The 25,970-nt window shown below is 40.1% G+C and carries 22 protein-coding genes and 1 pseudogene; 22 read left to right on the top strand and 1 reads right to left on the bottom strand.

Annotated features, from left to right (window positions below; translation table 11 throughout):
* Positions 1-9 precede the first annotated feature (9 nt).
* The 8 genes from ABIB40_RS13080 to ABIB40_RS13045 all read left to right on the top strand — a co-directional run bounded on the left by ABIB40_RS13080 (position 10) and on the right by ABIB40_RS13045 (position 11,147).
* Positions 10-1,500, top strand: coding sequence for a sialate O-acetylesterase (locus tag ABIB40_RS13080; protein WP_354359769.1), 1,491 nt, complete (start codon positions 10-12; stop codon positions 1,498-1,500).
* 583 nt (positions 1,501-2,083) lie between these two features.
* A complete protein-coding gene (gene rhaT / locus ABIB40_RS13075) occupies positions 2,084-3,160 on the top strand; it encodes an L-rhamnose/proton symporter RhaT (protein WP_354359767.1) in 1,077 nt (358 codons plus the stop codon).
* 25 nt (positions 3,161-3,185) lie between these two features.
* On the top strand, positions 3,186-5,306 hold the full coding sequence (locus ABIB40_RS13070) for a bifunctional aldolase/short-chain dehydrogenase (protein WP_354359765.1): 2,121 nt from the start codon (positions 3,186-3,188) through the stop codon (positions 5,304-5,306).
* A 249-nt stretch (positions 5,307-5,555) separates the two neighbouring features.
* Positions 5,556-6,830: a sugar isomerase gene (locus ABIB40_RS13065; protein ID WP_354359763.1), complete on the top strand. Its 1,275-nt coding sequence runs from the start codon at positions 5,556-5,558 to the stop codon at positions 6,828-6,830.
* A gap of 237 nt (positions 6,831-7,067) precedes the next feature.
* Positions 7,068-8,447: an FGGY-family carbohydrate kinase gene (locus tag ABIB40_RS13060; protein WP_354359761.1), complete on the top strand. Its 1,380-nt coding sequence runs from the start codon at positions 7,068-7,070 to the stop codon at positions 8,445-8,447.
* A gap of 3 nt (positions 8,448-8,450) precedes the next feature.
* A complete protein-coding gene (locus ABIB40_RS13055) occupies positions 8,451-9,191 on the top strand; it encodes a (Fe-S)-binding protein (RefSeq protein WP_354359759.1) in 741 nt (246 codons plus the stop codon).
* A complete protein-coding gene (locus tag ABIB40_RS13050) occupies positions 9,188-10,564 on the top strand; it encodes a lactate utilization protein B (RefSeq protein ID WP_354359757.1) in 1,377 nt (458 codons plus the stop codon). The genes ABIB40_RS13055 and ABIB40_RS13050 overlap by 4 nt, the downstream gene beginning before the upstream one ends.
* Positions 10,557-11,147: a LutC/YkgG family protein gene (locus ABIB40_RS13045; protein ID WP_354359755.1), complete on the top strand. Its 591-nt coding sequence runs from the start codon at positions 10,557-10,559 to the stop codon at positions 11,145-11,147. Before ABIB40_RS13050 ends, ABIB40_RS13045 begins: the two co-directional genes overlap by 8 nt.
* A gap of 355 nt (positions 11,148-11,502) precedes the next feature.
* Here the strand turns inward: ABIB40_RS13045 and ABIB40_RS13040 are convergent, their stop codons facing one another.
* Positions 11,503-14,205 carry a glycoside hydrolase family 78 protein gene (locus ABIB40_RS13040; protein ID WP_354359753.1) on the bottom strand — a complete coding sequence of 901 codons (2,703 nt, stop codon included), beginning with the start codon at positions 14,203-14,205 and terminating at the stop codon, positions 11,503-11,505.
* A gap of 275 nt (positions 14,206-14,480) precedes the next feature.
* On the opposite strand from ABIB40_RS13040, the gene ABIB40_RS13035 reads away from it, so the two are divergent.
* From ABIB40_RS13035 to ABIB40_RS12970, 14 genes and pseudogenes are all read left to right on the top strand, one after another.
* Positions 14,481-15,278 (top strand): DUF3147 family protein, encoded by a 798-nt coding sequence (locus ABIB40_RS13035; RefSeq protein ID WP_354359751.1) that lies wholly within the window; start codon positions 14,481-14,483, stop codon positions 15,276-15,278.
* A gap of 212 nt (positions 15,279-15,490) precedes the next feature.
* Positions 15,491-15,607: pseudogene (locus ABIB40_RS13030) on the top strand (AraC family transcriptional regulator); the annotation flags it as partial.
* Between the two features lie 311 nt (positions 15,608-15,918).
* Positions 15,919-16,050 carry a hypothetical protein gene (locus ABIB40_RS13025; protein WP_354359749.1) on the top strand — a complete coding sequence of 44 codons (132 nt, stop codon included), beginning with the start codon at positions 15,919-15,921 and terminating at the stop codon, positions 16,048-16,050.
* A gap of 22 nt (positions 16,051-16,072) precedes the next feature.
* Positions 16,073-17,113, top strand: coding sequence for an NAD(P)-dependent alcohol dehydrogenase (locus ABIB40_RS13020; protein WP_354359747.1), 1,041 nt, complete (start codon positions 16,073-16,075; stop codon positions 17,111-17,113).
* 62 nt (positions 17,114-17,175) lie between these two features.
* On the top strand, positions 17,176-18,075 hold the full coding sequence (locus tag ABIB40_RS13015; RefSeq protein WP_354359745.1) for an oxidoreductase: 900 nt from the start codon (positions 17,176-17,178) through the stop codon (positions 18,073-18,075).
* A gap of 34 nt (positions 18,076-18,109) precedes the next feature.
* Positions 18,110-19,123 carry a TolB family protein gene (locus ABIB40_RS13010; protein WP_354359743.1) on the top strand — a complete coding sequence of 338 codons (1,014 nt, stop codon included), beginning with the start codon at positions 18,110-18,112 and terminating at the stop codon, positions 19,121-19,123.
* A 111-nt stretch (positions 19,124-19,234) separates the two neighbouring features.
* Positions 19,235-19,816 carry an NADPH-dependent FMN reductase gene (locus ABIB40_RS13005; RefSeq protein WP_354359741.1) on the top strand — a complete coding sequence of 194 codons (582 nt, stop codon included), beginning with the start codon at positions 19,235-19,237 and terminating at the stop codon, positions 19,814-19,816.
* 108 nt (positions 19,817-19,924) lie between these two features.
* Positions 19,925-20,104, top strand: a complete 180-nt coding sequence (locus tag ABIB40_RS13000) for a hypothetical protein (RefSeq protein WP_354359739.1) — start codon at positions 19,925-19,927, stop codon at positions 20,102-20,104.
* A gap of 3 nt (positions 20,105-20,107) precedes the next feature.
* On the top strand, positions 20,108-20,650 hold the full coding sequence (locus ABIB40_RS12995) for a hypothetical protein (RefSeq protein WP_354359737.1): 543 nt from the start codon (positions 20,108-20,110) through the stop codon (positions 20,648-20,650).
* Positions 20,651-21,039: 389 nt separating this feature from the next.
* Positions 21,040-21,606, top strand: coding sequence for a Crp/Fnr family transcriptional regulator (locus ABIB40_RS12990; protein WP_354359735.1), 567 nt, complete (start codon positions 21,040-21,042; stop codon positions 21,604-21,606).
* 101 nt (positions 21,607-21,707) lie between these two features.
* Complete coding sequence (locus ABIB40_RS12985) at positions 21,708-22,325, top strand: nuclear transport factor 2 family protein (RefSeq protein ID WP_354359733.1); 618 nt, start codon at positions 21,708-21,710, stop codon at positions 22,323-22,325.
* Positions 22,326-22,447: 122 nt separating this feature from the next.
* Positions 22,448-23,380, top strand: a complete 933-nt coding sequence (locus ABIB40_RS12980) for an alpha/beta fold hydrolase (protein WP_354359731.1) — start codon at positions 22,448-22,450, stop codon at positions 23,378-23,380.
* Positions 23,381-23,821: 441 nt separating this feature from the next.
* On the top strand, positions 23,822-24,700 hold the full coding sequence (locus ABIB40_RS12975) for a helix-turn-helix domain-containing protein (RefSeq protein WP_354359729.1): 879 nt from the start codon (positions 23,822-23,824) through the stop codon (positions 24,698-24,700).
* Positions 24,701-24,800: 100 nt separating this feature from the next.
* Positions 24,801-25,787: an aldo/keto reductase gene (locus ABIB40_RS12970; RefSeq protein WP_354359727.1), complete on the top strand. Its 987-nt coding sequence runs from the start codon at positions 24,801-24,803 to the stop codon at positions 25,785-25,787.
* The last annotated feature ends 183 nt before the right edge of the window (positions 25,788-25,970 follow it).

The following is a 25,970-nucleotide window of genomic DNA, read 5'->3' as shown; positions in this document are numbered from 1 at the left end:
CCGATCATAATGAAAATCAACCAAATACTTATATTGTTAATCTCTTTGACTTTCCAAGCGGCATTTGGACAGGTAAACAACGGGTTAAAACTGGCAGATGTATTGCAGAGCAACATGGTTTTGCAAAGAAACAAATCCTTTAAAGTTTGGGGCACCGCGGTTCCGAAAGCATTGGTTAGCATTCAGGCCGATTGGATGCCAAATCCCATAACGGTTACCGCCAATAATTCGGGGGATTTTATCGGGACAATAGAGGTTCCCGAGATTAGGCGTGGCGATTATACTAAACATTCTATCACAGTAAATACTCCCGATAATAAAGTAGAAATAACCAACCTACTTATTGGCGATTTGTGGTTTTGCAGCGGGCAATCTAATATGCAATTTTCTGTAAAAGAAATGGATGGCGCAGATACCATAATGGCCAATGCTAACAAACCGAATATTAGGCTTTTTAACGCCGGGCTAAATTTTAGCGCCCAACCCATTAGTACCATTAAGGGCAATTGGAAGGAATGCACCCCCCTAACTGTAAAGGATTTTAGTGCCGTTGGTTATGTGTTTGGCGAAGAACTTCAAAAGCAATTGGATATCCCGATAGGATTAGTTTTTAGCGGCATTGGCGCTTCGGGCGTGCAAGCTTATCTGCCACAAAATGTGCTGGCGGCAGATACCATGCTAAATAGGGTTTATCTAAAGCCGTATTTAGAAAGTCCAAAATCTAAAGAAAAAATTAATGCAGGCTTTTCTTTTGAGAAAGTGATGCGTCCTTTTTTGCTTTACAATGCCATGATTTATCCGCTCAAAAACCTTTCCATTAAAGGGTTTGCTTGGTATCAAGGAGAGTCCAATCACATGGAGCGCGAAAGTTATACTCGCGCAACCGAAGAAATGATTAAAGCTTGGAGAAAAGATTTTGGGCAGGGCCAGTTGCCTTTTTATTACGTACAGATTGCACCTTTCTTTCATGATAAGGAAGATCCATCGTTGGACGAAGATGCCTTTTTTAGAGAAGCTCAAGAAAAAGTCTCGGAGTTAAACAATACCGAAATGGTACTTAACATAGATGTTTCTGACTCTAAAAATCTACATCCAAAAAATAAGCGGCTAGTTGGCATACGTTTGGCAAAAACCGCTCTAAATCGAGTTTACGGAAAATCGGGCGTGGTTTATCAAGGCCCACATTATGTTTATGCGGGGTTTCAAAAAGGAAAAGCCATTATCCATTTCGAGCCTAAAACCTTAGGTTCGGGATTAAATACCAATGATGGCGAAGCGCCAAAATTTTTTGCCGTTGCTGGCGCAAACAAGGTTTTTTATCCTGCCAAAGCAGAAATAATTGGAGATAAGGTTATGTTAAGTTGCGATAAGGTAAAACATCCGGTTGCAATTCGCTACGCTTTTTTTAACTATCCCGTTACCAATTTGCAAAATAAGGAAGGTTTTCCGGCTGTACCCTTTAGAACTGATAATTGGGCTGAGCAAAAAGTTGAGCAATAGAATTCGCTGGTTAGCCATCAGGATTTTTTTTTAGAAAACGAAGTGTCTGTGGTTCTTAGGTCCAGCAGGTCCCGTGCTCCGCTAAAGTCCTCGCCCCGTAAAAAAAAACGGGGCTGTGGGCTATCGCTTCGCCCGGGTTTATTTTACCGGGCTACCAGTAGGAAACCTCTTTTTTGGCCGAGATATTTGACGGTCAAAATCTAGTTTTTCTTAACGTTTATTGCGAAGCAAAAGAAGTAGTAAGTTGTTTTTATAGAAATATTTTGGCGGGTAACTATGAGTTTTTCTTGTCAAGTTGTCTAGAAAAATATTGCCAATAGAGATTTGAGAAAAAATTTGTTTTGGCCGATTGGAATTGTTTGCTAAACTCGTTATGTTTGGTAATGCCATTCCTTTTTTACTTTTTTTGGTGAAAAAATCTTCACAATTGTAGTCACCTTTGGGTTTCAATTTTACCAGTTTTCCCTTGGAACTTGTGGGGGGTGCCGGAGTTTGGGTGGTACATGATGGCACATGACAGTCTTTTTGGTTTTACTTTCTATTTTTACCGAAACCAAATAATAGACCAATTTAAAACCAATATATGCAGGCACTAGTAGGAGTTATCTATCATTTCTTTGGCGGTTTTGCCTCGGGCAGTTTTTACATCCCATACAAAAAGGTAAAAGGATGGTCTTGGGAAAGTTATTGGATAGTCGGCGGCGTTTTTTCGTGGTTGATCGTACCACCATTGGCCGCCTATCTAACCATCCCCGGTTTCGCCGATATTATTCGCGGCGCCTCTAGTTCGGTTCTGTTCTATACATTTCTGTTCGGCGCACTTTGGGGGATTGGCGGCCTTACCTACGGATTGGGCGTACGGTACCTTGGGGTGGCATTGGGCAGCTCTATCATCTTGGGCCTATGTTCTGTTTTCGGGGCCTTAATCCCGTCCGTATACTATCAGTTCTACCCAAAGGCGGGGAAAGATTCTATTGGTATGATTGCAGGTTCCGCCTGGGGTCAGATGGTCCTGCTGGGGCTGCTCGTTGGCATAATCGGCATCGCCGTGTGCGGCGTGGCGGGGAAGATGAAGGACAAAGACCTTGGGGGTACAGAAACAGATGCATCTGGCACAGAGTTTAAGATTGGTTTGGGGCTATTTGTTGCAATAGTTTCAGGAGTTTTAAGCGCGTGCTTTGCTTTTGGAATTGATTCTGGAAAAGATATGGCCAATGTAGCGAATGAGGCATGGAAGGCGGTACATCCCGGTCAGGGCGAGTTTTTGTACCAGAACAACGTAACCTACATCATCATTATGTGGGGCGGCCTGCTTACCAACTTCGTGTGGTGCATGATCTTAAATTTCCGCAACAAAAGCTTTGGAGATTATACCAATAAAAAAACACCAATTTTCAAAAATTATCTTTTTTCTGCTATTGCTGGAACTACCTGGTTCTTACAGTTCTTCTTCTACGGAATGGGCGAAAGTCGTTTAGGTAATGGTCCCAGCTCATGGATTCTGCACATGTCTTTTATCATTATAGTTGCAAACCTCTGGGGGCTTATATTAAAAGAATGGAAAGGTGTGCGGAGAAAAACCTTTGGCACCGTCGTCGCTGGAATCGTCATTATATTGCTATCTGTCCTTGTGGTGGGGTACGGAAACTCAATCAAATAATAAAACAAACATTAGCTAAAATAATATGTCAGTTAAAAACACTTCTTTCAAACATGTAAGCTACCTGTGGGACGAGACCGAAGCGGCCAAACTTTCGGGCGATGAGGTAGCGCTCTTGATATACAGGTCGAATTTATTGGGCGCAGATCTAAGGCTGACCAATTACGGCGGGGGGAACACATCATGTAAAGCAACAGCAAAAGACCCATTGACCGGAGAAGAAACAGAGGTCATGTGGATTAAGGGCTCTGGCGGAGACATCGGCACGTTAAAGAAGAGCGGTCTGGCGGCGCTGTATGTCGATAGGTTAAGATCTTTAGAAAATGTATACCGTGGAATGGAGCACGAAGATGAGATGGTTGAATTATTCAACCATTGCATCTATGACCTAAGTTCAAAAGCGCCCTCTATCGATACGCCTTTACATGGCTTTTTGCCTTTCAAACATATCGACCATCTACACCCTGATGCGGCAATCGCGATCGCGGCGGCCAAGGATGGAGAGAAGATAACCAAAGAGTTGTTTGGTGGCGCGATAGGTTGGGTGCCCTGGCAAAAACCGGGTTTCGACCTGGGGCTGCAACTGAAAGAATGTTTAGATAAAAATCCAGGCATTAAGGGAATTATGCTGGGTTCGCACGGTCTGTTTACCTGGGGCGATACGGCCTACGAAAGCTATGTGAATACGCTAGAAGTGGTTGAAAAATGCGCCGAATATTTAGAGCAAAACTACGGCAAAAAAGGGTCTGTTTTTGGTGGCCAAAAAATAGAGAGTTTGGATAGCGCAGATAGAAGGAACAAGGCAGCAGAGTTGGCACCGATATTAAGAGGATTCTGCTCTAGCGAGCGCTCTATGATTGGACATTTTACCGATGATGCGAGAGTTTTAGAATACATAAACTCCAATGATTTGGAAAGATTGGCACCCATGGGCACCAGTTGCCCAGATCACTTTTTGAGAACCAAAATAAGCCCGTTGGTCTTAGGTCTGGCAAAAGATGCCGATTTGAGCGATGTACAAGCCGTCAAACAAAAATTGGCGCCTGCATTTGAAGCTTACAGAAAAATGTATGCAGACTACTATGAAGGATGCAAACATGCAAACAGTCCAGCAATTAGAGATGCCAACCCGGTAATCATCATCTACCCCGGTGTTGGAATGTTCTCTTTTGCGAAAGACAAACAGACCGCCCGTGTTGCGGCAGAGTTTTACACCAATGCCATAAACGTGATGAAAGGTGCAGAAGCAGTTTCTGAGTATACCTCATTGCCCCGTCAAGAAGCTTTTAACATAGAATATTGGTTGTTGGAAGAAGCAAAATTACAGCGTCAACCAAAGCCAAAAGCCTTATCGGGCAGGGTTGCGCTGATTACCGGCAGTGCCGGTGGGATCGGGAAAGCAATTGCCAGAAAGTTTGTAGAAGAGGGCGCTTGCGTAATTTTAAACGACATGAACGCCGAGCGGTTGGCAGAAGCTGCCGAGGAGTTCGGCAAGGACTTTGGCAAAGATGCCTACACCACTGCGATATTAGACGTGACCAACCAAGAACAAATTGAGGAGGCAATGAGCGTTGCGGCATTAAGCTTTGGCGGGGTGGATATCGTGGTGAACAATGCAGGTTTGTCCATCTCAAAGACCATAGAAGACCATACCCAAAAGGACTGGGACCTACTGTACGATGTATTGGTAAAAGGCCAGTTCTTGGTAACCCAAGCTGCAACAACCGTTATGAAAAAGCAGGGAATGGGCGGCGATGTCATCAATATCGTAAGCAAGAACGCCTTGGTAAGCGGGCCGAACAACGCCGGTTACGGGAGCGCAAAAGCCGCCCAGTTACATCTGAGCAGGTTAAATGCCGCCGAACTGGGCGCAGCGGGCATCAGGGTAAACGTGGTCAACCCAGATGCGGTGATCAGCGACAGCAACATCTGGTCTGGAGGCTGGGCAGAGGGAAGGGCAAAGGCCTATGGGATTACCGTTGCAGAACTCCCCGATTTCTATGCAAAAAGAACCTTGCTGAATAAAATTATTCTTCCGGTCGATATCGCAAATGCCTGCTTCGCGTTTACGGGCGGTCTATTGTCAAAATCGACAGGGAATATGTTGAACGTTGATGGTGGGGTAGCGATGGCATTTGCGAGGTAAAAAAGCCTTACCCAGCCTCTCCGGAGGAGAGGGGTTATTGTGGATAAATCATGAAATTTACATTTCGTTTTGGACAATGTCATTATTTAAAAAGGTCGTCATGTTGAACGCAGTGAAATATCTCACAAATAGGTGTGGAACACTATATGACGACTTTGCATGTGAGACTTCTCGTACCTCGAAATGACGAGGTGCAGAGAGAAACCGCTTAAATAATGATATTGGTCCATTGGAACTTAACAATCAATTATGAGATTAGATAAAAAACATATTGAGCAGCATAACGAAAGTTTGACTGCAAAACATAAAAAGAAACTAGCAAGTTTTTTAGAAGATAACGAAGGAGCTAATTCATATATTCAAAAAATAAAAGATTTTCAAATCGCCATTCCCAGCTGGGCTTTAGGAACTGGAGGAACGCGTTTCGGCCGCTTTAACGGCGGTGGCGAGCCAAGCAGTTTAGAGGAGAAAATGGAAGATATTGGTTTGTTAAACCAATTAAACCAGTCTAGTGGTGCCATATCTCTACATATTCCTTGGGATATTCCAGAAGATATTGAAAAGATTATGGGTTTGGCAAAGTCGTTGAACCTAAAGTTCGATGCGATGAACTCTAACACCTTTCAGGATCAGGCAGACCAACAATACAGCTATAAATTCGGCTCCTTGCAACACGTAGATAAAAATGTGAGGGACCAGGCGATCGCCCATAATATCGAAGTCATCAGGCATGGCAAAGCTTTGGGCTCTAAATCTTTGACGGTCTGGTTGGCAGATGGCTCTAGTTTTCCGGGTCAGCTTAACTTTAGGGAAGCTTTTGAGAATACCCTGGCCAGTCTGAAAGAAATTTACGCCGCATTGCCAGCAGATTGGAAAATGTTCGTAGAGTACAAATCGAACGAGCCCAACTTCTATTCAACTACGGTTGCAGATTGGGGGCAGTCTTTGTTGTACGCAACCAAATTAGGGCCAAAAGCCTATACATTGGTAGATCTGGGCCACCATTTGCCAAATGCAAATATAGAGCAGATTGTTTCTCTGTTGTTGATGGAGGGCAAGTTGGGCGGTTTCCACTTTAACGATTCTAAATATGGCGACGATGATTTAACAACCGGTGCCATCAAACCTTACCAACTGTTCCTGATTTTTAGCGAGCTGGTAGACGGCATGGATCATGCCAAGATGGACCACGCAGCAGGTCTGGCCTGGATGATTGATGCCTCGCACAACATCAAGGACCCTTTAGAAGATTTATTACAATCGGTTGAGGCGATTATGATGGCTTACGCACAGGCTTTGTTGGTCGATAGAACGGCATTGAAAGCGGCCCAGCAAAGCAATGATGTGGGGCTGGCACAAGAGATCTTGCAACAGGCCTACCGTACAGATGTCCGCCCCTTGATTGCAGAGGCAAGGCTACAAAATGGTGGCGCCTTAGACCCTATAAAATTGTTCAGAACCGCTAAGGTGAGAGAAACCTTGATAAAGGAGAGAGGCTTGGAAAGCAAAGCAACAGGACTATAAAAAAGATATGAGATATTAGATTTGAGATATGAGAATCTTTCATTTTTCATAAGATTTCTAATCGATCATATTCTCATCCGCAAATGTTATCAGTGAAGAATGGTCTTGAGTGTTTTAAAACATGTGTAACGAATAGTATACCGCGGAGTTTACAGTTTTACGTGTCTTAACTTTAGTTATAAGTTTTGCATGCCCAAATCTCAAATCTCAAACCTCACTTCTCAAATCTAACCTAAAATGAAAATTCCAGTTATAGCCATATTCGATATCGGAAAAACCAATAAAAAGCTATTTTTATTTGATGAGGATTATAAAATAGTTTTTGAACGTTCGGCCAGATTTTTAGAAACGCAAGACGAAGACGGGGATACATGCGAAAATTTGGAGAGCCTACGACTTTCTGTTTTTGATTCTTTACACGAAGTTTTAAGAAATAAGCAATTTGATATTAAGGCAATCAATTTTTCTACCTATGGCGCGAGTTTAGTTTATGTCGATGAAAATGGAAGACCTTTAGCGCCGCTATATAATTACCTAAAGGAATACCCAATACCTTTAAAAGAACAGTTTTATGGTGCCTACGGCGGAGAAGAAAAGTTAGCGCTTAGCACTACATCGCCAATCTTAGGAAGTTTAAATTCGGGAATGCAGTTGTATCGTATTAAGTATGAAAAGCCCGAACTTTTTAAAAAAATAAAATATGCTTTGCATCTGCCTCAATACATGAGCTCTATTATTACAGGAGAAATGCACAGCGATATTACCAGCATTGGTTGCCATACCAACTTTTGGGATTTCGAAAAGCAAGATTACCACGACTGGGTTTACAAAGAACATTTAGCTGAGAAACTAGCTCCAATTTTTCCAGGAAATGATGTGATGCAATCTACTTTCCCAAGTGAAAACTATTTAACTGGAGTTGGTTTACATGATAGTTCGGCGGCTTTAATTCCATACATCGAGAGTTTCAAAGAACCGTTTATCTTGTTATCTACCGGGACTTGGTGCATTAGCTTAAACCCCTTCAACAATCAACCATTAACCAAGGCAGAATTAGATAAAGATTGTCTTTGTTACTTGTCTTATCAGGCAAAGCCGATAAAAGCCTCTCGACTATTTACCGGTTTTGAGCATGAGCAAGAGGGGAAACGCATCGCAGAGCATTTTGGCTATGCGGTGGGGAAACACCGAACAACCAAGTTGTCGCTGGCGATCATTAAAAAGTATCTGCCAAAAGGTAGCCTGGCAGAATATTTTGATACGTTGAACGATGGCGACCTAAACTTTGCCGAAAAGCAGATGGAAGACTTTAAGGACGATCTGGAAGCCTATCATTATTTGATTTTTACGCTTGTGTTCAAACAATATAAATCAACCCAGTTGGTCTTGAAAGACACCTCGGTAAAAAGAATATTTGTAGATGGAGGGTTCTCTAAAAACCTAATATTTATGAATCTATTGGCCATGGTCTTCCCCAAGATAGAGGTCTATGCTGCTTCTATGGCACAGGCGACCGCCATGGGCGCTGCCGTTGCCATCCATAAACATTGGAACACAAAACCCCTGCCGACCGATATGATTGGGTTAAAATTGTTCGTGTCGTCCATAAAAAATTAAGAAATGAAAGTTGCGTTGTTTATTCCCTGTTATGTAGACCAGTTTTATCCGCACGCTGCCATTGCAACGCTAGAGCTGCTGGAAAAGTTCGGGTGCGAGGTTACGTACCCCAAAAACCAGACCTGTTGTGGGCAGCCGATGGCAAACTCGGGTTTCGAACACTTAACAGGTGGTTGCGATAGAAACTTTGTGGATAATTTCAAAGGTTACGATTACATCGTGGCCCCATCCGGAAGTTGCGTGCTGCACATCAAGGACCACCTGCACGATGAAAGGTTTCCAGAAGAAGCAGCAAAAATTAGGGCCACAACTTATGAGCTGATTACCTTTTTGACAGATATTTTAAAAGTAGAAAACATCAGGGCCAGCTTTCCGTATAAAGTTGGTATCCACCAAAGTTGTCATGGTTTAAGGGGCTTAAAGCTTGCGCAGATGAGCGAGCTCAACGCCCCGCCTTTTTCCAAACCGGTGCATCTATTGAACATGGTCGACGGCATCGAACTGATTGATTTGGGCAGGGTAGACGAATGCTGTGGTTTCGGCGGCACCTTTTGCGTGGCCGAAGAAGCGGTATCGGTAAAAATGGGGAAGGATAGGGTGGCAGACCACGTACTTCATGGCGTTGAATACATTACCGGTGTAGATATGTCCTGCCTAATGCACATGGAAGGCCTGTTGCGCCGCGATAAGAGCACGCTCAAAGTAATCCACATTGCAGAAATATTGAACGGAGGAGGGAAATGAAAGTAGCAGACCACGCAGAAAGGGCAGAAGTTTTTAATAGAGATGAAAAACGGGTAGATTGGCATGATGAGACACTCTGGTTCGTAAGGAAAAAGAGGGACATCGAAACCCACACCATACCCGAATGGGAAGAGTTACGCGAGGCTGGTTCTCAGATAAAGAACCACACGCTTTCCAACCTGAACAATTATCTGCGGGAGTTCGAGAAAAATGCGACTGCCAACGGAATCGTTATCCATTGGGCGGCAGATGCAAAAGAGCACAATGAGATTGTGCTGAACTTATTGCAGAAGCACAAGATCACGGAAATGGTAAAGAGCAAGTCTATGTTGACCGAAGAGTGCCACATGAACGATTTCTTGGCCGAAAATGGGATAGATGTGATCGATTCTGACCTTGGCGAACGCATTGTACAATTGGCGGGAGAATCGCCGAGTCATATTGTGTTGCCGTGTATCCACAAAAAGAAAGAGGAAATTGGCGAGCTGTTCCATAAATATCTAGGCACACCAAAGGGAAATGCCGACCCACAACTGTTGACAGAAGCTGCGAGACAAAGCTTGAGGAGTACCTTTCTGACCCGTAGGGCAGCACTGACCGGAGTGAACTTTGCGGTGGCAGAGACCGGCGAGTTTGTGGTGTGCACCAATGAGGGGAACGCAGATATGGGCGCCCACTTGGCAGACATCCACATCGCCAGCATGGGCATCGAGAAGATCATCCCGCAAAGGAAACACTTGGGCGTATTTTTAAGGCTGTTGACGCGCAGTGCGACCGGGCAACCGATTACAACGTACTCCAGCCATTTTGCAAAACCTGCGGACGGGAAGGAACTCCATATTATTTTGGTAGATAACAAAAGAACCGTACAACTGGGAAGGCCAGATTTTAGAAATTCTTTAAAATGTATTCGCTGTTCCGCTTGTTTCAATACCTGTCCGGTCTATCGCCGCAGTGGCGGGCATAGCTACCATAGTGTGATAGCAGGACCAATTGGTTCTATCCTAGCGCCCAACTGGGATATGAAAGCAAATGCAGATTTGCCCTTTGCATCGTCTCTTTGCGGTTCTTGCAGTAATGTTTGTCCGGTTAAAATAGACATACACGAACAACTGTATAAATGGCGACAGGTAATTGTAAAAGAGGGTTATGTAGATGCTAAAAAAGCGATGGCCATGCAGGTAATGGCCAAGACCCTGGCATCGCCAACTTTATACAGGATTGCCGGAAAGGCAGCCAGGAAGACGCTAAAATATGCCCCCTTTGTAGTTAACAACAAGTTTAACGCATGGTATTTACATAGGGATATGCCCGAGGTACCTAGATCATCTTTTGGCGAATGGTACAGCAAAAACAGAAAAGACAATGACTAGTAGAGAAAAAATATTGGCCGCCGTAAAAGAGAATCAGCCCGGATTACGGGATTTGCCCAACCTGGATCTGTTCTATCAGAACCAAGATAGCGCTGAAAGAAATCTAAAGAATTTTATAATAACAGCAGAAAGAATTGGCGCTACGGTTTATGAGGTGGAATGCTACGAGCAGATCATCACACAAATTAAAAGCGATTTCGATTTAAAGGGAAAGCGGGTGGTATCTGCTGTTCGAGAACTGGATGCCATTGCAGGAGAATACAGCGGCACCGATAATCACGATTTAGCTGACGTAGAACTGATGCTTCTGCCCACACATTTTGGCGTAGCAGAAAACGGAGCTTGCTGGGTAAATGATGAACTTTATCACGAGAGGTTGCTGCCCTTTATTCCCCAGCATTTGGTCTTTGTATTAGAAAAAGAAAAAATAGTGCCCACACTACATCATGCTTATGAGCTGATTGCAGATAAATTTTACGGTTTCGGGGCCTTTATCGCCGGTCCATCCAAAACGGCAGATATTGAGCAGAGCCTGGTGCTGGGCGCGCACGGCCCAAGGAGCTTGAGGGTGTTTGTGGTTTGAAATTACGCTTGCACGACGTTTGTTTTGGGCTGCCATCGACAGTAAAATATACCTGAGACTTAGATTTTGTGCAGCGGCTAAGAGATATTTTAAAATTTTTAAAAAAAGACTACTCCGAACGATTAATGATTAATTGGGCATAACATCAAACTCAACTAACATTGTGAATTATGCTACCGACGGGTCAGCTTTGCTATACCTCACTAAATAAACAAAATAGAGTCAGTAGCGCTGAGATAATTACTAACTTTAAGTACTAATGCATAGATTTATGCAGATAACTAGAGGCTGTCGAACGATAATACGATACAAAAAAATCGTCTTCTACTCATATTTGGTGTTTTAACTTACTATGTTACTGAAAAACGGTAAACTGGTAACTGCCTGCCGCCACTTGGTAGTTGGAAATACTGTTAATCTTTTTACCATTTAGATATACTTCGATAGTTTGTTGGGGAAAGGTCAATGTGGCAGACGAATTGGCCGGAACAACTACCTCATAAATTATCTTTTTTCCTCTCCTTTTCCATGAAGAAACAATTTTTCCATAAGGACTGTTGTGCGTTGCTTCGAAAAAATCCAATTCTTTTACAAAGTTCGGTTTCAATAAAATATTCTTAAAGCCTGGATGAGCTTCATCTGGATGGATCCCGCCCAAGCCTTTAAAAAACCAAGCTCCTATTTCGCCAAACATCATGTGGTTTAGAGAAATATCGCGATGAGCATCTATTTTCCAGTTTTCGTAAAGTGTCGTTGCTCCATTTTTTATCCACCAGCCCCATGATGGATATGTGTCTTGTGCGGCAAGTTTGTAAGCCGTTTCTGCTTGTCCATTATCGCTCAACGCATTTAAAATTGCTTTCGTTCCTAGTACCCCAACATCAAGGTGCATATTGTCTGCGGCAACCCTATCTGCCAAGTTTTGTGCAACTTGTTTCTTAAACTCATCTGGTACGATACCCCATTGCAGCGCCATGCTCAGTTCGGTCTGCACGCCTTTGCCATAAATCGCAGTTTTTGGGTTGAAATATTTATCATTTATAGCTTTTTTGATTTTCGCGGCTAAAGCTGTGTAGTGTTCATAATCTTCTTTATGATTGAACAGCTTTGCAGTTTTTGCCAAAATTTCTGCATCTACATAGAAATAAATAGAAGACGTATATTCTAAAGAAGAGGTGGATTTTACCGGCACCCAATCGCCCCGACCAAATACGGTAAGGCCTTTCGGGCTTATCCTATCTACATAGTTTACGTAAGATTTTATGTTGTTGTAATTATCTGCCAACGGTTTACCATCGCCGTAAAAAAGGTACAAATTCCACGGGATAATAGCAATGGTGCTCGTCCAATCGGTACCGTTCGCATGGCCATAACCCCATCCGCCGGTAGGAATGATGTCTGGAAGCACCCCGTTTGGTTGCTGCTCATCTCTATGGTCTGCCAGCCATTTTTCATACACCGTAATCCCGTCAAAGTTGAACAAGCCTGTTTCTACCGCAAAATGTCCATCGCCCGTCCACCCGTTTTTCTCACGTTGTGGGCAGTCTGTAGGATAGCCCATTAAGTTTGATAGGTACGAATTGTTTGTTGCCCACCACAACTTATTGATCAATGGATTTGATGAATTTATGCTGCCAGCAACAGGCACGTCGCTGTGCATAAAGTATCCTGTAACGTCGTTTTTAGTTAGTGAAATTGGTTTACTGCTTGTAATTTCTACATACTGAAAGCCTTTGTAATTAAACTTGGGCATAAACTCTACCTCACCTTTGCCATTTAATATTACAATGTCTGTTTGAAAAGGATCGCTATCATCTTTGGGCCTATAATACACATCGATGTTAGAAAGGTCTACATGCCCGTTTGGGTATAACCTCTCGCCATGTTTAATACGTACCACCGTGCCGCTATCGCCTCTTAGTTTCACTTTTGTAACGCCTGCAATGTTTCTTCCCAAATCAAATACATACGTAGAATCGCTAAATTTTTTGATGGATAGTGCTGGAATTTCATCCACATTTCTAATGGGATACATTAATTGGCTAACAATATTTTGTGCTGGTGCTGCTCTTAATCTTGTACCACTCCAATCTTTATCATTGTAGCCTGCCTTATTCCACCCGGGCATATCCAATCGGCTATCATAATGTTCGCCGGTATAAATGCTGTTCATAACAATCGGGCTACTGTGCGTCTTCCAACTATCATCGGTAGAGATAACTTCAAAAGTTCCATCTTCATAAGTTATCCGCAGATCCATACAAAATGCGGGACGATTCCGCCAGGGAGCTTTGTCGAAATCCCATACAGCTAACGATTGCATGTTGTACCATCCATTCCCCAACAAAACACAGATGGCATTTTTGCCCTGCTGTAATTGGTTCGTTACGTCGTAGGTTACATATAAAATCCTTCTGTCAAAACGGGTAAACATCGGGTCGAGCCGATGGTTGCCTACTTTTTTGCCATTGATAGAAAGTTCATAAAGGCCGCCAACTGCAATATACGCCCTGGCCGACTTTATTTTTTTTGTGGTTCTAAATTCGTTACGGAAATAAGGTGCAGGACGTGTATCGATACTTCCGCCATCACTTATCCAGCTTCCTTTCCAGTTTGTTCCTTTCATCATGCCGGTCTCAAAGCTGCTTATTCGGCTATCCTGCATTTTAAGCCCTGCTTTGTTCCAGAGTTTGACCCGCCAATAATATTTGGTAAAGGGCTGTAGGGCTTTGCCATTATAATTTACAAGGCTGATGTCAGCCTTTATTTTGCCCGAATTCCATGTCTGCGCTTGGCCTTTTGCCAGTAGAACAGAATCGGTATTTACCAATAGTTGATAAGCGGTCTGCTTTGCGCCCTGACTCGAATCATCCATTTGCCACGTTAACCGTGGATGATTGTTATCTACACCCAAAGGCGCATCCAAATGCTCAGCCTGCAGATTTATAGCTTGGTTTTGGGCCTTAACCGTTACGCATCCGCCAATTATAAAAAATAATGCAAGAATAAAGGCATGGAAAGGTTTGTGGATAATCTTTGAGGAAGAAGTCTGTGGCATTATAATTTGAATAATAAGCTTCAATCTATTTGTTGGTGAATTATAATAAATATGCAATATACAAGAAAGATTAAGGGCAAGAAATCGATTTTATAACTTTCTTAATTGTATTTGTACGCCACAAACGTTAAAATTAAAAGTCTTTATGGTTTATATGGAAATATTTGTCAGGGCCCTAGCTAGTAAAGCTAAAACCTACCGTCAAAACGTTGTGATGTATGCTTGAAATTAATTGAACATTTCGACGAGAATCATGTTGTAGACTTAAAAGAGATATGGATCAAGCTTTTGTAATTAAAGTAATGCTAAGTGTAATTATTGGCGGCATTTGGGTTGCCTTAAGTACGGTAATAGTAAACAAATTCGGGACTAAAGTTGGGGGACTTATTGCTGGATTACCAAGTACGGTTGTTGTAGCTCTGTTTTTCATAGGCTTAAGTCAAGGGGTGGAAAGTGTGGTTAAATCTACCGCAGTTGTACCTTTGGCATTTGCGGCGAATGGCCCATTTATGCTGGTGTATGCAGCGGCGTCTAAAAAAGGTTTATGGCAGTCGATGGGTGGTGCCTTGTTAACTTGGTTTGTATGCTCTTATATAATCATCTTATTTCGCTTTAATAACTTTAATTGGGGTTTGGCCATTTGTATTTTGGTGCTGTTTGTTTGTGCAATTATTTTCGAAAAAACATTTGGCGCATCTTCCATATCAGGAGAAAAGACAGAACTTAAAGTATCACAGCTTTTGCTAAGAGCACTTTTTGCTGGTTTTATAATCGGTTCAGCGGTTTTTGCATCTAAATTCTTAAATCCTTTATTCGGCGGAATACTCGCGTCTTTTCCTGCAGTTTTCGTATCCACGCTTGTAATCCTACATAACAGTCGCGGCGCAAAAGTGTCAATTGGTTTAGCAAAATCCTTGTTGATTAGTGGATTTATAAATGTGATGGCCTATATAATCTCCATCAGGTTATTATACCCTTCTATTGGCCTTTATTGGGGAACATTAATTGGCCTTCTAATCTCGTTAACAACCGCCTATTTGATGCATAGGTTTGTTTTAAAAAAATTAAAATAATACCTATTGATGGTTTTATCGTTTCCTTTTAGAATGGCCTAGCAAGTTTCTATTTTAATAGAGTTTTATTCCTGTTAGATATATAATGGATTAATATCGTCTAAATTCATATCTGTTGACGAGTTCTTCTTTATAATAGCTTTCCTCATTTCAGTTACAAGAATCCTCAATTCTACTACATCTTAAAAAAGAGCGTTTCCCATCTTTGCATTATCAAATTTAGTGAAATCGCTTACCAGCTCGGTTTTGAGCATTCACAGTCTTTCAGCAGGTTGTTTAAAAGTAAAACAAAATTTTCTCCTGTGACATTTAGACAGAGTTTTAATTGATTTAATTGGCTATCTGGTTAGGAAAAAATCGGATTTAAAACCGTTAAAATTTTCAAGAAGAACTTAAATAATCAGGCATCAAAATTTTTTGCTACTTTGAACAACGCTTTTTTATTTGCAGACTCAGAAATGGATAATGCCTTTTTAATAAAGCACAAAAGTTTTTGAGAGCCAGACTTTAATCATCTTAAAGTCGTAAGAGAAACTTTGTTATAAAAAACACAAACAATTTCAAATGAGAGGCCTTTAATCTAATCGAATAGTCTCAGCTGCACAGTTCTAAGTTTTGGCTTAAGAAAATCTTGATTTATATGGCGTGTGATGAAATGACCGCAAGTCAATCTGCTGAAATTATCGGTGAAGCAATCGGAAAGCCAGAAATGAGCCCGACAAAATTGGAAGATTTTGCGAAAGAATTTGCGATGGCATTCGAAAAAATATAAATTCAATACTAAATAAAAAACTATGATAGCTTCTAAAGGATATGCATCAATGGATGCCAAAACAATACCAAAGCCATGGACATTCGAACGTAAAGAAGTTGGCGATGATGACGTACTGATAGACATTGCTTTTTGCGGTGTTTGCCATACCGATATCCATTTAACCCGCAACGAATGGGGACCCGGAATTTTCCCAATGGTACCAGGCCACGAAATTGTTGGCCATATTGCTGCAGTAGGTAAAAACGTTACCAAGTTTAAAAAAGGCGATCGCGCCGCTGTCGGTGTTATGATAGATTCTTGCGGACATTGTAAAGAGTGCGACAACGGACAAGAACAATTTTGTCAGATTTCTCCAGTGCAAACCTACAATTCCAAAGATCATGATGGCGACCCTGTTTATGGTGGCTATTCAAACAACCTTGTGGTAAAAGCAGAATTTGCACACCACGTTGCAGAAAACCTTGACTTGGCCGCAGTTGCACCAGTATTATGTGCGGGCATTACCACGTATTCACCACTTAAAAAATGGAAGGTTGGCAAAGGGCATAAGCTTGCAGTCGTTGGGCTCGGCGGATTAGGACACATGGCAGTGAAATTTGGCGTTGCCTTTGGTGCAGAAGTTACTGTATTAAGTACGTCGCCATCTAAAGAAAAAGATGCAAAAGACCTAGGTGCGCACAAGTTTGTAGTTACCACCGATGAGGAACAATTTGATAGCGTAAAAGGGAGTTTCGACTTTATAATTGATACCGTGGCCGCAGATCATGATATTACACCATTTATCGCATCGATGGCATCAAACGGTGTTTTTATTTCAGTTGGGATGCCTATAGAACCATTAAAAGTCTCTTCTTTTTTACTATCGGGCGGCAACCGCACCATCACAGGTTCTGGCGCTGGTGGCCTGCATGAAACACAAGAAATGTTAGATTTTTGCGCGGAGCATAACATTGTTACCGATATAGAGCTTATTGATATTAAAGATATAGCAACCGCCTACGAGAGAATATTGAAGAACGATGTGCATTACCGTTTTGTAATCGATATGGCAACGCTGTAATCGTTTTTTAATATTCATTCTGATAAAAAATTCTGTCAAGTGCTCAAAAAACTTTAATTAATATGTGGACAGCAAAAGATATTCCCAACCAAAAAGATAAAACTATAATTGTTACAGGAGGCAATACCGGCATCGGTTTCGAGACAGCATTGGCATTATATCGGGCAGGGGCTAAAGTAATTATTGCCTGTCGGGATAAAGAAAAAGCTGACCAAGCCATTAAGGAAATGAAAAATCGAAAAGGCAACGGTTCCTTGGAAGTTAGCATACTTGACCTGTCAAGTTTAGACTCTGTAAAACAATTTGCCGATACTTTTATGCAGCAACACCAGGGGCTAGATTTGCTCATAAATAATGCAGGGGTAGCCACACCGCCCGAATCTAAAACAAACGAAGGTTTTGAAATGCAATTTGGCGTCAATTTTTTAGGTCATTTTTACCTTACGGGATTATTGTATCCGCTACTTTTAAAAACCGAAAATTCTCGTATCATAACGCTCAGTAGCAACGGTTATCAAACTGCGGTAATTGATTTTGAAAACCTCAAAGCAGAAAAAGATTATGATGCTTTGCGCGAATACAGGCAGAGCAAATTGGCAAACCTGATATTTTCTATAGAACTTGATAGGAGAATTAAGGCTAAAGGACACCAAGTATTATCCATCGCTGCCCAACCTGGTGCAAACAATACAGAATTAACTAGGCATTTGAGTGCCGAAGCGATCGCCATAGGAAAAGAACGGCTCGGGACATTTATGGAGCCTTGGCAGGGTGCTTTATCGGTACTTTATGCAGCGGTTTCTGAGCAGGCAAGCGGAGGAAATATGTACGAACCAGAAGAGAGTGGATTGAGAGGTTACCCAACTTTAGCAAACATCCAAGAAAATGCAATGGATAAAAAAGTGGCTCAAAAACTTTGGGGGTTAGCGGAAAAAATAACTGGGCTTGAATTTCTGGCATAACAAACCAACAATCGTAATCTTAAACTCATAAGCAATGAAAGTAAAATTTTGGGCAATTTATTTATCGACCGTAACCTTGATGATGGCAACGGTTGGATATTCACAAACTCGTAAGATTTTCAAAGCAGAAGGCGAGATTGCCATTGTAAATACCACCAAATCTAACGGGATGTCTATAAAGGGTGATGACAATAAGCTTGATTCTACTAAGCAAGAGGTTGATTGTAGCCTGGAAACCATATCTGTTTCCACTTTGGATAGAACGGTGATTTACCATACTGATACACATATTGAAGCGCCAAATTGGACGCGCGACGGCAAGACGCTAATCTACAACAGCGGTGGCTCGCTCTATAAAATTCCGGTTGAGGGAGGAACTCCAGAAAAAATCAACACTGGATTTGCGAATAGAATTAACAACGATCACGGCATTTCTGCAGACGGTAAAACAATGGCTATAAGCAACGATACACAAGGAATCGGTTCGTTGATTTATACTGTTCCAATTGATGGTGGAATGCCAAAAAAAATTACCACCTCTGGCCCATCCTACTGGCACGGGTGGTCGCCCGATGGCAATACTTTGGCATACTGTGCAGAACGCAACGGCAATTTTGATGTATATACTATGCCAGCAGAGGGCGGTAAAGAAACCCGGTTGACAAATGCAGAACAGCTAGACGATGGCCCAGAATATTCGCCCGACGGAAAATATATCTATTTCAATTCTGCCCGTACCGGAACCATGCAAATTTGGCGCATGAAACCAGACGGTAGCGACCAAGAGCAGGTAACTAGAGATAAATACAACGACTGGTTTGCCCACCCGTCTCCAGATGGCAAATGGATAGTTTATATAACTTTTGGCACAGAGGTGCCCGCAGGTTTGCACCCGGCCAACAAAAACGTCATGTTGAGACTCATGAACCTAAAGACAAAGGAAATAAAAGTAATGGCAAAATTTTTCGGCGGGCAAGGCACCATAAATGTACCATCATGGTCGCCAGACAGTAAAAGAATTGCCTTTGTAAGTTATCGAATAAAATAAGCAAAAAGTTTCAAGCAGTTATTTATCTGCCGAAGCAATATTAAAAAATAGATAGCAAAACATCGCTACAACCCGATTGTTAAATAATTAAAACACCTAACTTTTATAAAAATGAAGTACAAATTGAAGATTATTATAGGCAGTACGAGGCCTACAAGAAAAGGCCCCATAGTGGCCCGCTGGTTTGAAGAAATAGCAAGGCAACATACAAATTTCGACGTTGAAGTGCTTGATTTAAAAGAGATAGACCTTCCATTTATGGATGAGCCCGAGCATCCACGTTTACAGCAATATACCCACGCGCACACAAAACAATGGAGCAAAACCATTGATGAGGGCGATGCCTTTGTAATGGTAACGCCCGAATATAATTATGGCTATCCGGCAACGTTAAAAAACGCGTTAGACTTTCTTGTTAAAGAATGGCAAGAAAAACCCATGGGATTTGTTAGCTATGGCGGGGTTTCTGGCGGCACAAGAGCCGTGCAAGATTTAAAACTCCCTGTAACCACCCTCGGGATGATGCCATTACCGCAAGCGGTAAGCATTCCTTTTTTTACACAGTTTATTAATGATAAAAATGTTTTTGAAGGAAATGAAGCGCTAATAAACTCGGCAAACCTCATGTTGGATAAGTTAACAGACTGGGCTTCTGCCTTGAAGCAAATGCGCGAGAAGGGAAATGAAAAATAGTTGGCGTTTTCAGTTTTATAAATTGAAAACCTTTTTTTTATTCAATTATAACCTACCATCAAGATAAAAATATTTAAAAAATTAGGTAGTCCAATTAGTATAGCAATCATGTTATTATTGATTGTTGGTGCTGTGTACGCTGTAAATTTTAGAATTATGAGTGCTAAACGAATTTTGCCCGTTAAGGAATTACAGGATGCTTTTATGAACGATAGAAATAAAGCTGAAAAACTATCTGTTACCGGAGCTGTAGATTATACAGCAATTAACAATTTGATCGTCGCATAAAGGATGTATCGTGCAAGTCATAGGAATAAAGAACTTGCGAAATGCTACGCTGATGATGCCCAAATTCATACCAGTTGGCAAAGCGGAGGAGTAAATACTTTTGTAGGTAAAAGCCCTGATGAAGTCGCAGAAGAACTTCCTCTAGTAAATCGTAGTGGTAGCGCGCTGATTTTTCAGAATGGAGATAAATCATTCGTAGAATATCCTACGACGACCACTCGTGGAGTTTATGTAAACAAGGTTGAGGCCGTTCTGACTTCTTACATGCGCTTACTTTATCGAGTAGAAAAACGCAAAGGCGAATGGAAAATTACGGCATTGACTTCCATAAATGAATCAGATGAATTGGCTTCTGCAATACCTGGAGAGGACCTGAAAATCAATTCAGAAGATGTAAAAGGTCTTCGTCCCTCTTATCGCTGGCTTTCGTATAAACGTCAATTAGTTGGAGGCACTATCAGCCAAGATCTTCTTGGAACAGACCGTCCCGCAGAAGTAAATAAAATTTATGTTGAACTAGGATGGATCAACAAAAAAAAGGAGTAGACATAAATTGCTCTAAAAGTTGAGTTATGATTTGCTTACAGGAAATTTGACTTTTCGGCTATCGAAAGGTTATTATAGAAATACGTTTCCAAGATTTTAGCAAGGAAACATAGAACATAACTTAAAAGATTAGTAGTTTTTTAAAGGAAATGGCCAGTCAGAAAACGTCCGTTATTTATACTAAGATCTACTTCACATTCTTCGCCTTTGCGAGAAACTGAGGTTGCAAAGACGCAGAGTTGCAAAGAATATAAAATTATAAAGGTTCGGAAAAATGCTTAAAGTTACTTCCATATTACGATTAGTATTAGTTACGGATAGTCATATTTTATTAAATTTATTGAGTTATTCATTAGCTTGTCATTAAACACAATTCTAGTAATTTTAATATGAGCGAAATATTTAAAGAATTTATAACCCAATTGGTAATAATTGAAGAACAAGACTTAAACAAAATAATCGCTAATTTCAAGCATCAGAAAGTAAAGCGAAATGCAATTATTTTGTCTCAGGGAGAAATCTGCACTCATTTTTATTTTTTAATAACAGGCTGTGTCCGCACTTACTATATCACAAAAGAAGGTCAGGAGAAAACGAGATTGATTTCGTTTGGCGATAACCCTGTCACTGCACTTACCAGTTTTATAACTCAAAAACCTTCTGTTGAATTTATTGATGCTTTAGAAGATTCAGAGTTGCTTTCTATGTCACAAGCAGATTTTTTTAGGTTTACAAATGAAGTTCCCGGTTGGGCTACTTTCTATCAAAAAATGTTAGAATTTGCTTTTACTTTCCAAAACAACAGGATTGAAGATTTGGTGACTTTATCTGCCAAAGAACGTTACGAAAAACTTTTAAAAGAGCGTCCTCACTACATTCAGCGACTTTCAAATAGAATAGTGGCGACCTATTTAGATATTTCACAAGAAACTTTGAGCAGAATTAAATCAAAATAGTTTTTTTGACTTAGGTCAATGCACAGCTTTTTGTTTCGACCTAATTTTGCCCTATTATTAATTAGAGCATAAACTGAGTAACACCTATAAATTATACGATTATGAAAATACTTTTGAAAAAACCAACTGAGAATTCGATTCAAAATGTTGTTGATAAATTTGATATCAAAGAGTTAATTGAATTCGAACGTTTTTGCAGAGACAATGCGCAATGGGAAGAAATGAAGAAATGTTTTGCAGATAATTCGACCGTAACAATTTCGTGGTTTAAAGGTTCTGGACATGAGTTTGTAGATGCTTCTAGCAAAATGGAAACGTATGCACCACACAAATTATTTGATACTTTAATTTGGATTAACAATGATAAGGCAGTTGCAATAACGATGGCAACAATTCAAATCCGAATGGATATGCAGGGTCACACGGTAGAATTACAATCTTATGTGAAACTTTTATACAAAACACAGAGAATTGACGGGGCTTGGTCAATAATTTCCATGGAAGGTATTTATGAAAAAGATAGTCTCATACCAGTGACTCCAACGGCTGACATTACTATTCCTACCGAAGAAATTGCCAAATTCAGACCTAGTTATGCTAATGTTTCGTATGCTTTAAGTAAAAGTGGTTATGAAATAAACAATGAACTTCCTGGGATTGATAGACCAGAAACGGTTACAAAACTGTATCAGGAATCGGAAGACTGGTTAAATTCTTAATCAATCCGATTTTTTTAAAAAGATAAGGTAAAAAAGGATTGTGAATGTCTGAAAATTATTCAATTAACAAGAAAATTTTCTTCAAATCAGCGGTTTAGTTTTAAACCAAAAAAAATGAAAATATGAAAAACGAGATATTAACTTTAGACAACAATGACCCAAAAGTAATTGCAGCTAGAAAAGCAGAAAAAGCATTATTTGATTTCTATACTATTGAACCAAAAGAACAATATATAACCTTGCCCGAAAACGGTTATAAAATCCGAGTTCTAGAATTTGGTATGGGAGAACCTTTAGTAATTGTGCCAGGAAATACTGGCGACGCTTTTCCACTAGCCTCGCTTATTGCTGAATTCAAAGGGCGACGAATAATTGCTATTAACAGACCCGGAGGTGGTTTAAGCGAAGGAATGGATCACAACACTGTTAACATTCGAGAATTTGCACATCAGACTTTGAATACTATTTTTGAAGCTTTGAATTTGAAAAATGTGGATGTAGTGGCACATTCAATGGGTGCACATTGGAGTACCTTATTGGCATTAGAACATCCCGATAAAGTAAAAAGACTAGTTTTGTTGGGAAACCCTGGAAATATTATGGGAGGAAAACCGCCACTAGCTATGCGCTTAATTGCGATTCCGGCGTTAACCAAGTTGGCGATGAAATTAATGAGACCCAAAAAAGTAGAAGCTGCTTTGAATATGCTCAAAATTATGGGACATTCTAAAGATTTTATTGCAACACTTCCACAACAACTCGCAGTAGCCTACTTTGCATTTCAAAACCTACCACATTATGGCATCTCCTCTATCAGTCTAATTCAAAATATGATACCAGAGATTAAAGCCGAAGAATTGTCGAAACTGCAACAGCCAACCGCTTTGATTTTAGGGACAAATGATAATTTTGCATCGCAAGAAACAGGGAAGAAAATTGTCGATGCGATGCCAAATGGAACGTTTTATCCTGTTCAAAATTCAGGACATTTACCTTGGTTGGAAAATCCTGAAAAATGCGGGAAATTGATACTGCATTTTTTAAACGGTAATTAAACAAAATAGATTCCGCTTGCATTCCTTACCATTTTAACTGTCTTAGCAAGTAAATACAATTGGTACAAATTTATAGTAATATTTGTAAAATGAATGAAAAACAAACGCCTACAAGTTTAATACTTTTATTGACTTTTGAGATTGCAAAATCAACGAGAAAAACTTTGGAATTTATGGAAATGTCGGCAAAGGAGTAATTTGAATTATCTAATTTTGCTTCGCAAAGTCTCGGACTTTGTGAACGTATTCGTAAGTCTCTGACTGACATTAAAATTAAAATAAAATCGGTTAAAAGCCGAGAATCGCTACTTCAAAGTCAGAGCCTTTGCGGAGCGGGGTTGCAAAATTGATAAGAATTTGGTTGAAAATGATGCAGTTGCTGGAAAGTAAATAAAATTCATATATTCTGAATTAAATTAATCTTTCTAAAAATAAGCTATCATGAAAGAAATTAAAAAACTTGGTATAGTTGAAATTAATGAAAAATTTGGTTTGGATTTAGAATATGAGAACTTTATATTCAAACCACAGGAAATTATACCTAATCGTCATTTAGAGCCGCATCGGTCTGAAATGTATAGCCTTGGACTTGTTCTTAAAGGACAAGCAGAATTTATTGTTGGAATTGAAGCCTATTCGCTTAAAGCGCCCTGTATAGTTGTAGTTGCTCCGGATGATATTAGAAAATGGATTCTTAATAAATACCCAGTTGAAGCAAAAAGCCTTTTTTTTACCCAAGATTTTATCGTTTCGGGGTTAGTGGACACCTCATTTTTAAAGAAATTTTCTTTTTTCAAAAGTAACGGACAACATTATATTACTCTAAATCCCGATGAGCTCGTAAAAATTCAGATGCTTTTTGATCAAATTGAAGAAAAGAAAAATTCTGATTTATCGACTAAATTAGAAAGCATTCAAGCGCTAGTTCGAGTTTTGCTTTTTGAACTCGAAAGTTTAAACGACATTCAAATCAAAAAAGAAAATAATTCCTTTTCAAGATCCTATTATCTGACAGAGAAATTTAAGGAATTATTGTCTGAAAATTTCACAGAACATCGAGATGTTCCATTTTATGCAGAAAAACTTTTTATAACATCAAAACATCTTTCGCAAATTTTAAAAAATCAAACTGGAAAAACTGTCAGTGCCATAATTACCGAAATTGTTTGTCTTGAAGCTAAAGTTTTATTACAAACTAAAGCACTAAATATTTCGGAGATTTCGCAACACTTAAATTTTGCTACAGCTTCTTACTTTGGCAGTTTTTTTAAGCGATATACGGGAATGAGTCCTTTGGAATACCGAAAAAGCTTGTCTTAAAAAAACGACAATTAGAACATTTTTACAGCAATTCAAATCTTTTCTCTCTTCTTTATCAATGCTATCTTTATACTATCAAATTAATTAAAGCGAAGAGATTATGAAAATGAGAAAGTTAGGAATAAACGGACCAGAAGTTTCAGCTATATCTATGGGTTCTAGATTAATAATTGAAGATCCAAAAGAGTTAGAAACTGCAAGAAAACAATCCATTCAAACATTGGAATACGGAATTGATTCGGGTCTTAACTTTCTAAATACTGCCGATTTTTACGGTATGGGAATAAGTGAATTGATGCTAGCGGAGGCAATAAAAGGCAGAAGAGACAAGACTTTTATAAGTGTTAAAACTGGAGCTTTGAGAGATCATAAAGGTCATTTCCTTGGATTAGACGGACGACCTAACGCAATAAAAAATTCATGTGCCTATTCCTTAACCCGATTAGGAGTTGATGAAATCGATTTGTATCAACCTTCTAGAATTGATCCAAATGTACCTATTGAAGAAACTGTAGGTGCTATAAAAGATTTAATCGATGAAGGGAAAGTTCGTTATTTAGGGCTTTCAGAAGCGAATGCTGAACAGTTGATTCGAGCAAATAAAGTTCATCCTGTATCTGCTTTAGAAATTGAATATTCTTTAGCAACCCGATTTATAGAGAATGAAATTTTACCTACCGCACGAGAATTAGGAGTAAGTGTGGTTCCGTATTCTGTATTGAGTTATGGTTTGCTAACTGGAAATATGACTTTTCCGCTTCCAAAAGAGGATTATAGAAATATGCTTCCAAGATTTCAGCGAGGAAATATAGAACATAACTTAAAACTGATTGAATTTTTAAAGGATATGGCCAGTCAAAAAAACGTTTCTGCTAGTCAGCTTGCTTTAGCTTGGGCTTTACATCAAGGAGAAGATATTATTCCGATTGTCGGCATGAGCAAACCAAAACGGGTAGATGAAAACATCGCAGCGTTGTCAATTGAATTTACTGCCGAAGAAATGAATCTATTAAATAAAACTTTCGCAATTGGTGCTATGAAAGGCGACCGATATCCAGAAGCATTGCAAAAGATGGCAGCTTCGTAAACGAGGTTTTAAAAATAAAGGGTTTTCAGTTTTATAAATTGAAAACCTTTTTTATTCAATTACAAACTACCCTCATGATAAAAATATTTCGAGTTACTTACTTAATAAACACGTATATTAGTATCAAAATCGAATATATGAACAATATTTTTAGGGGTGAGAATATTTTAGCCTTCATAAAAT

Origin of the sequence: Pedobacter sp. UYP30 (genome assembly GCF_040547165.1) — a bacterium.
Lineage (GTDB): Bacteria > Bacteroidota > Bacteroidia > Sphingobacteriales > Sphingobacteriaceae > Pedobacter.
Note: the sequence above shows the minus strand (reverse complement) of the source record. Positions and strands in the feature narration are given on the sequence as shown.